At 40.7% G+C, this 7,550-nt stretch carries 8 protein-coding genes; 4 read left to right on the plus strand and 4 right to left on the minus strand.

The window, feature by feature from the left end:
* The first annotated feature begins 5 nt into the window (after positions 1 to 5).
* Genes BV372_RS02465 through BV372_RS02475 form a run of 3 tightly spaced genes read left to right on the plus strand, consistent with a single transcriptional unit; the run spans position 6 to position 2,182 of the window.
* The gene (locus BV372_RS02465) at positions 6 to 863 is read left to right on the plus strand and encodes a DUF692 domain-containing protein (protein WP_256973066.1); all 858 of its coding nucleotides are present in this window, start codon (positions 6 to 8) and stop codon (positions 861 to 863) included.
* Positions 854 to 1,432, plus strand: coding sequence for a hypothetical protein (locus tag BV372_RS02470; RefSeq protein WP_086682733.1), 579 nt, complete (start codon positions 854 to 856; stop codon positions 1,430 to 1,432). The genes BV372_RS02465 and BV372_RS02470 overlap by 10 nt, the downstream gene beginning before the upstream one ends.
* 21 nt (positions 1,433 to 1,453) lie before the next feature.
* Positions 1,454 to 2,182, plus strand: a complete 729-nt coding sequence (locus tag BV372_RS02475; protein ID WP_086682736.1) for a DNA polymerase beta superfamily protein — start codon at positions 1,454 to 1,456, stop codon at positions 2,180 to 2,182.
* A gap of 36 nt (positions 2,183 to 2,218) precedes the next feature.
* On the opposite strand, the gene BV372_RS02480 is transcribed toward BV372_RS02475, so the two are convergent.
* The 3 genes from BV372_RS02480 to bchM all read right to left on the minus strand — a co-directional run bounded on the left by BV372_RS02480 (position 2,219) and on the right by bchM (position 4,123).
* The gene (locus BV372_RS02480; protein WP_086682739.1) at positions 2,219 to 2,599 is read right to left on the minus strand and encodes a DUF423 domain-containing protein; all 381 of its coding nucleotides are present in this window, start codon (positions 2,597 to 2,599) and stop codon (positions 2,219 to 2,221) included.
* Between the two features lie 68 nt (positions 2,600 to 2,667).
* Complete coding sequence (locus BV372_RS02485; protein WP_086682741.1) at positions 2,668 to 3,159, minus strand: hypothetical protein; 492 nt, start codon at positions 3,157 to 3,159, stop codon at positions 2,668 to 2,670.
* A 277-nt stretch (positions 3,160 to 3,436) separates the two neighbouring features.
* Entirely contained in the window at positions 3,437 to 4,123 is a 687-nt protein-coding gene (gene bchM / locus BV372_RS02490; RefSeq protein WP_086682744.1) for a magnesium protoporphyrin IX methyltransferase, read from the minus strand.
* 86 nt (positions 4,124 to 4,209) lie between these two features.
* Between bchM and BV372_RS34965 the strand changes: the two genes are divergently transcribed.
* Positions 4,210 to 4,416, plus strand: coding sequence for a hypothetical protein (locus tag BV372_RS34965; protein ID WP_143844936.1), 207 nt, complete (start codon positions 4,210 to 4,212; stop codon positions 4,414 to 4,416).
* Between the two features lie 776 nt (positions 4,417 to 5,192).
* Here the strand turns inward: BV372_RS34965 and BV372_RS02495 are convergent.
* Positions 5,193 to 7,550: AtaL-like protein (locus BV372_RS02495; RefSeq protein ID WP_143844938.1), on the minus strand; the 2,358-nt coding region annotated here is incomplete at its 5' end.

Below are 7,550 nucleotides of genomic sequence, written 5' to 3' on the forward strand. Positions count from 1 at the left end.
ATACAATGATAAGTCTTCCACCAGACATGATATTATCTCGTCTCCCGACTTTAGGTGTAGGGTTAGGTTTTCGCCAACCATTTAAAAGCGATTTATTTCTCAACCGTCAGCAAGTAGACTTTCTCGAAATAGTGGCGGAACACTATCTAGATGCACCTTGGCACAAACAGCAGGAATTAGAAGTACTAGCGGCGCATTTCCCGATAATTCCCCATGCTATTAATTTGTCATTAGGCAGTGCTGAGGGTTTGGATCGAGATTATTTAAGAAAACTAGCAGCCGTAATTAAGCAGCTTAACCCGCCTTGGTGGAGCGAACATATCTGCTTTACCAAAGCAGGTGGAGTTGATATCGGACATTTATCACCGCTACCTTATACCCAGGAAGCTGTGGAAGTTGTTTGTCGCAACATAGCCGAGGTGCGCCGTTGGATTGATGTGCCATTAATTTTGGAAAATATCACTTATATGGTGACGCTTCCTGGTGCAGAGATGACAGAAGCCCAGTTTTTAGCGGAAGTAGTAGAACGTGCTGATTGTGGGTTACTGTTAGATGTGACGAACCTGCATACTAACGCTGTGAATTACGGCTATGATGTGCATGACTTTCTCCAACAATTACCTATAGAACGTGTAGTACAGTTGCATTTCGTTGGTGGACATTGGCATGATGGTGTGTTGATTGACAGCCATTCTCAGTCAACCCCAGTCGAGGTTTGGCAACTCATGGATGAAGTGTTAGCCAAGGTTCCAGTTAAAGGGATTGTTTTAGAAAGAGATGAAAACTTGCCACTGTTTGCAGAATTAGTCGGAGAACTGCAACAAGCAAGACAAATCGGTAGGAGTCATCATCGATGGGGTTAGTACAAACTCAGCAAGTTTTAGCCCAACTTTATACCAATTCTGAATTGAGAAACCGTTTCTTTGCTAACCCGCAAACCGTTGGCGCAGAATTGGGATTGAGTGAAGCTGAAACACAGCAGTTAGCTGAAATCTCTGCACAGCAGGTAAATATTTTTGCGAATTCTCTCAAATGGAAGCGGTTGGGAGAGGTACGCGAATTACTCCCACGAACTGCAAAAGTGTTAGGTAAAAACTTCAACGATCTATTTTGGCGATATGCCGAAACCCATATACCACAGGGTATTAAGAAACATCGAGAAGATGCGATCGCATTTGCTAACTTCATCCAACAACAAGATATAGAGCCAGCTTGGGTAAGCGATCTGGTACGCTACGAAAAAACCTGGCTGTTAGCTTATGAATCTCATCGCTGCTTGCAAGTGTGCTGGTTTCGTTATCCCGTTGACAAACTAGGAAGTGGAGACAACATTCCACGCCAATTAACTCTAGCAATTTGGTGGCGGTTAACAGAGCGATCGCGTACCAATTTTGCCAAAATATATTTTTGGGCTGCGAGTTGTGATTCTTAGATTGCTTAAATTTAGCTCAATATGGATCTTCCCGCTGCTATTAACACCATTATTCAGCAACAACCTTACCCACTTTTATTTACTAGTATTAGCGGTTCTCATTTATATGGCTTTCCGTCAATTGATTCTGATTATGACTTGCGTGGTGTACATATTTTACCCATAGAAAAAGTAATTGGCTTAAATACTGGGTCTGAAACTATTGAAATATCAAAAGTTCGTGATTCTGTACAAATTGATTTAGTAACTCACGATCTCAAAAAGAATGGCTATGTTTTAGAGCAATTGTATTCACCTTTAATATTACACAATCTACCAGAATATGAAGAATTAAAATTTATTGCTAAAGATTGTATTACTCGTCATCACAGTTACCATTATTTTGGTTTTGCGGCAACACAATGGAAACTTATTGAAAAAGAACAGCTACATCGAGTCAAGCCATTACTTTATGTTTATCGAGTATTATTGACTGGAATTTATTTAATGCAAACAGGGATAGTCGAAGCTAATTTAATCAAGCTTAATGAAGTGTTCAATCTACCATATATTTCTGATTTAATTTCCCAAAAGCTAGCAGGTGGGGAACATTCTTATTTATCAGATGTTGATATAGCTTTTCATCAAAAAGAATATCAGCGATTGCGCGATCGCTTACAGGATTCCTACGTAGCCAGCCGACTACCTGAAGTACCTGTAGCGAAGGCGGCTTTACATGACTTACTGCTACGCCTAAGAATTAGGAGTTAGAAATAGCCAATTCTTCAGTTCTAACTCCTAACTCTTTTAAAATTTTAAACTCCAAGCGGCAAAGGCTAAAGCACCCCAACCAGCTAGAAAAGCTGCACCTCCCAATGGTGCAATTGCTCCTAAAGATTTAACACCAGTTAAGCTAAGGGCGTACAAACTCCCTGAGAAAATAGCAATACCAATAATAAACAGCCAACCACTTGCTATCAGGGTAGATGGGGGCGACTCGGCGCGACTGAGCAGTAGTGCTACTAGCAAAAGAGCTAGAGCGTGGTACATTTGGTAACGAGCGCCAGTCTCAAAAATTTCTAGCGATCGCTCGGTGATTTTTTCCCGTAAGGCATGGGAAGCAAAGGCACCAGCGGCAACAGATAAACCGCCTAAAACAGCTGCTATGCTTAAAAAAAGCTGCGTCATTAGACCTAGCCTTAAATTGGTGTAGAATTTAGCAGATTAGAAGTATTAACTGCTAATTGAGATTTAAGTTAAATCTCAAAATGATATGATATAGCGCCGTCTTCGCTCACCTTAAAATTAGCATTGAATTCTTTAGCTTTCTCATCTAAATATTGCCTAGCGGTGATTGCAGGTAGTTCAGATTTAATTGCAAAACCGACAAGAGTCATTCGCCCTTTATTTTCTTGTAGCATTTGATAAAAAATCGATTGCAGGCGATCGTTCATTTGTTGATTTATTGCCTTTTTCTCTTGCCTGCTTTGACGATACAATCCTAAACTTAGCCATCCCCCTAAAATTAGAGTAGGAACGCCAAAAATTAGACCTTGCCTAGCAGTAGCATCGAGTAGATAAAGAGCATCTTTATTTACAAATTCTGGTGCATAGTCTTCCTCCTCCGTTGGCGTTGGGATGGGTTTCAATATATTATGTTTCTCAATTCCTGCTGAGACTGATAGCGTTAAAAACATGAATCCGAGTGTGAGTAGCCAGCCTGCGGCTAATTTTTCAGCAGTCTTCATAGTTGCATCTCAGATTTGAACCTTGTTTGCGATTCTAACCTTACTTTGACTCAGGTTGAATTAATTGCAAAAATCTAGCAATAATTTTGTGAAGAAAGTATAAAAATTTGGTAGGCAAGGATGAGGGGGAACGAAGGATACGCGTTAAGAGTGCAAGGTTACAAATTGTGGCAGTCAAAAGTCAATAGTTATGGATTGTAGACTTTTGACTGCCTTAAGGAAAGAATGTGCAAGTTTATTTGCGCAACAGCTGATCAACCTGAGTATTTCACAATCGTTACATACGTGTAGCTTCTAGCAGGCGAGAAAAGTAAAAGCGAGTCTTAGTCATCGCTTTTCGTTGTACGGCAAAACCGTTAGTTTCGAGAATTTTCATGACATCAGCTTCGCGGTGCAGATAGGCGCGAGTTGTCTTACTCGGCCCAGGAAAGAAACTGCCAATTTTCTTGAGTAAAGTCAAAGCGCAGGTTTTAGGTGCAAAACTGAGAATAAGCCGTGACTGTGCTAATGAACACAGGTGAGAAATCATCTCATCTGCTTTTTCTTGAGGGTAGTGAATGAGCACATCCAGACAAATCACAGTGTGGTAGCTACCATTTAAGGATTCTAAATCTTGCACAGCAAACGTGGGATTTTCAGCTTTTCCTAAGGTTTGTAAGGCTCTCTCTTTGCCCTCTGTCACCATTTTTTCCGAAATATCGCTGGCATAGACTTTAGCACCATCTGCTGCCAAGGGAATGCTGAGACTACCTACACCACATCCAGCATCGCAGATTGACAAGGTTGCTAAATTGTTATCAGCTTTTAACCAGCCGATGACTGTATCCACAGTTTGTTGATGTCCGTTGCGGATGTCTAGCTGGACTTTGTTAACTTCACCATCGCCGTAAATCCGCTTCCATCGTTCAAACCCTGTGGAATTAAAATACTCACGAACAATCGTTTTATCGTCGGCTGCGTTCATAAAGTTTGATTTCTAAGGGTTCCCAATGCTTAAAATTATCATTGATGGGAACCACAAAGTACGCTCGTTTTTACAGATTTTTCGTAATGTCTCTCAGCCCAGGGCTAAAATGCGATCGCTTGTTCTTGACTAAGGAAAGAAAACGAGACACTGCAATTACTGCAACCATCAGTCGCTTGGCTGAGAAACCCTACAAACAGTGCTGTCTCAACGCCTCATCAGTTGATTCTTCTGGGAAATTTGGTATAAATTATGCAATCATCGGCGTTCTGTACACAGCAGATTGCAGGTGATATCATGCCCGCTAAATTAGTTGCGATATGTCCGCCGCGAACGTAACGAAGTGCAGTGTTCGCGGAGCGTTCCCGAAGGGTAGCAATCCCAAAACCTTTGCGATTGCTACTCTTCGAGAACGCTTTCAGCGAACGCTTCGCTCGCAATGACAAGTGTTCAAGCGGACATAATTATGAGGCCCTGACGCAGGTTTTGAATTACGGAAGTTCGTGTGGGAACACTAAAAGCTGAACCTTAAGGATTCAAGCATTAGCGGACATCACGTTAGCGAACAACTCTACAACGGTTCAAGAACCCTAGTTTATCGCGGATATAAAGAGCAAAGCCTACAGCCTGTAGTCATCAAGCTGCTGAAAAATCCTTATCCCAGCTTCACTGAACTCTGCTTAGTAATTTGGGCAAATATGAATGGCACTAAGACAAGCTGAAAGCTTTGATTTTTCAAGCTTTCAAAAAATGATCGGCTCGTTGAGATTAAGAATACGCCAAGCAGCTTGACGGAGTTTTCCCATTGGAAGCAACGCTAGTTCTCCTTTTTTCTTAGCCGTTTGCATAATCAATAAAAGCACCCAAGTTTCCCTGAGGAAAAATGAGTGCTAATAAATAACAACATTACAAATATCATCTATCTGCCTTGATAGACCGAAGTAGCTATAACAATAACAGCTATTCAGTAAATAAACTGCAAGCGAATTTACAAATGTTTTGTTAATAATGCTACTTCGATAAGATATAAGGTGAGGTTCAAGGGAAAATGCTAGTGCTCAGATCAATTTTAAATGCGGACACCAGTCTGAGAAGCATCTGGATAAACTCGCCATTCGTAAATCTTATCGCCATCAAAACGATAGATATCGACGCAAGGAACTTGAACGAATTTTTTGTCCAGTTTCTGAATATAATTAGCATCCATTTCTAAAATAATGGTGTTGCCAATCTCCCACATCCCTCGTGTATTGTGGGTTGTAAGTTTGAGAGTTTTATAGATATGAGTTAACAAATCTCGACAGGCTTCTGGTCCAACTACAGGGTCGTTTGCACCGATTTTGTAAAGTAAATTGGGAGTAAAGAATGTCACAAATTCATCCCAATTTTCGGCGTGCAAAGCTTCATACATTTTCTCCAGTTTTTTTGTCAATGAACCGCCAGAGGTAGCAGCTTTAGGCTGGGCTTCATCATTATCAAAGACAAATACCGGATCGATATTCATATAAATTCGCAGTTCTTGGACTTTATCGCCTTTGAAGACAATTGTGTCGCAGCAAGGAAGTGTAAACACTTTACCGTCATGGCGAATGTAAGTAACATCCATTTCACAGATAACTGTGTCTCCTACTTCCCACATATGCTTAATGTGGTGATAAACTTTGGCAACTGTTGCCAGGAAACCAACAGAAGAATCTCTAATACCTTGCGGGCCATAAGCAACTGGAAAGTTGCTGAATTGATAGTGGGCGTCTTCGGTGTAGAACTTAACAAAGTTTTCAACATTCATCGATTCGCCTGCTTGAAACATCCGCCGGACAATTTCAGATTTTGCACCAACAAATGTCTGTGAATGTGCCAATGTCATTGTATTTTTATCCTGGTTATTTTTGCTTTCAATGATATTTTTGAGATGTTGAACAGCTTGGGCGATCGCTTCTGGTTGAGAAGCTTTAATAAACCATTGGGCTTCTATTTGTTCAAGGGCTTTGTCACTAGTAGGTTGTAAATTTATTGTGTAAGTTAGAATCGGCACAGTCCCAGCATTGCCATTGTCAAGTAATGTCACCTGGTTACTTAACTCACCAGTGAAAAGTGGATGCTCCACCACAGTGAATGTTACTTTTCCAGCTTGCTTGTCCACAGTGACTCTTTCTTTCATGTGCATTCCCGGCGTTTTAATTTCGCGGAGAATGCCATTGTCATATCTCTCTAAAATCTTTAATTCTTCAACTACATGAGGAATATATGGTTGGGGGTTTTGCATTTTGTCCATTAAAACATCCCAAACAGTTTCCAAGGGAGCATTAACAGGAACACTGTATGTAGCATATAGTCTTTGACTATTTGATTTTGGTTTTTGGGAATTTAAAAACCAGTAATTTGTCCCATTAGCTTGGTTATATTCCGCCTCTGCTCTAGTAAAGTTTTCTTTGGCTTTACGAGTAACTTGATTGAACTCCAGCTGTTCGCCGTTTGGTCCTTTGCAGTACAATAGTGCCCACCCTTCAAAATCGCCAGTAAAATCTGTCTTGGCAAATTTGGGGGCAAGCTTTTTCATTTCTTCTGCTGAGTTAGCCCGAATAATACGGTTAACAACTACTTCGGTCAGTCCCCGTCTTTGACATTCCTCTTCTAATTGTTTTGCAAAAACATCAATATCTACATCATCTTTCACATAGAAGGAAAGGTGCGGTGCATTGGTGTAACCAACAGCAGAAGGTATTTTTTCAAAAGCATTCGGTGCAGCAACTGTTAAGTTAGCATCACGGAAATGAATGATTTCAACTACTGTGTTGCCAAAAGAAATGAATCTGACATCTAAAGACATGTCTGAACCATCTCTGATGTTGGCAACTCCTACAGACTTTGGATCAATTCCCTTTTCAATGGCCTCAACCTCCTCTTTTTGAAAGAGCAAATTGTGCAAAGCTTCACCGTAAAATCCATCTCCACCAATAGCAACTTTACCTCCCAAAACTTCAAGGTAAAATTCTAGAGATTTTGGCATGTCATAAACTGTCAGACCAAAGTGTTGTACACCTTGCAGGTAATGCCCTAATCCCGACTTACCATTCTGCTGATTTTGCTTGCTATTCATTAGAGAAACTATCCCTTCTTTGAGTTGATTTGTTGCTCCCACTTTTACGATTAGATCCGCAACATTAGAACTATATTGACCAGCCAAAGTTATCTTGCCATCGTAAACAAAAGTGTAAGCAGCTTGCTCTGGAAATGGTAAAAACCGCTGCACATACTTAGCCTGGTCTTGAACAGCAGCAGCATATTCTTTTGAGGCAAAGAATCTTTCCATTTCTAGATGATTGGCAAAGGCAATTTCAAAAGCAGCTTGATACTGCTTCTCTGGGGCTTCATAATGAGATACCCCAGGCGCATCTGGGCGAGAAGTATCTACTTCCTCTAATAA

Origin of the sequence: Nostoc sp. T09, from assembly GCF_002154695.1 — a bacterium.
Taxonomy (GTDB): domain Bacteria; phylum Cyanobacteriota; class Cyanobacteriia; order Cyanobacteriales; family Nostocaceae; genus Aulosira.

What these genes read in the sequence shown, in the direction of transcription:
- BV372_RS02485 (WP_086682741.1), bottom strand. Translation starts at nt 3,159, where the DNA reads ATGAAGACTGCTGAAAAATTAGCCGCAGGCTGGCTACTCACACTCGGA.
- BV372_RS02470 (WP_086682733.1), top strand. Translation starts at nt 854, where the DNA reads ATGGGGTTAGTACAAACTCAGCAAGTTTTAGCCCAACTTTATACCAAT.
- BV372_RS02480 (WP_086682739.1), bottom strand. Translation starts at nt 2,599, where the DNA reads ATGACGCAGCTTTTTTTAAGCATAGCAGCTGTTTTAGGCGGTTTATCT.
- BV372_RS02475 (WP_086682736.1), top strand. Translation starts at nt 1,454, where the DNA reads ATGGATCTTCCCGCTGCTATTAACACCATTATTCAGCAACAACCTTAC.
- bchM (WP_086682744.1), bottom strand. Translation starts at nt 4,123, where the DNA reads ATGAACGCAGCCGACGATAAAACGATTGTTCGTGAGTATTTTAATTCC.
- BV372_RS02465 (WP_256973066.1), top strand. Translation starts at nt 6, where the DNA reads ATGATAAGTCTTCCACCAGACATGATATTATCTCGTCTCCCGACTTTA.
- BV372_RS34965 (WP_143844936.1), top strand. Translation starts at nt 4,210, where the DNA reads ATGTCTCTCAGCCCAGGGCTAAAATGCGATCGCTTGTTCTTGACTAAG.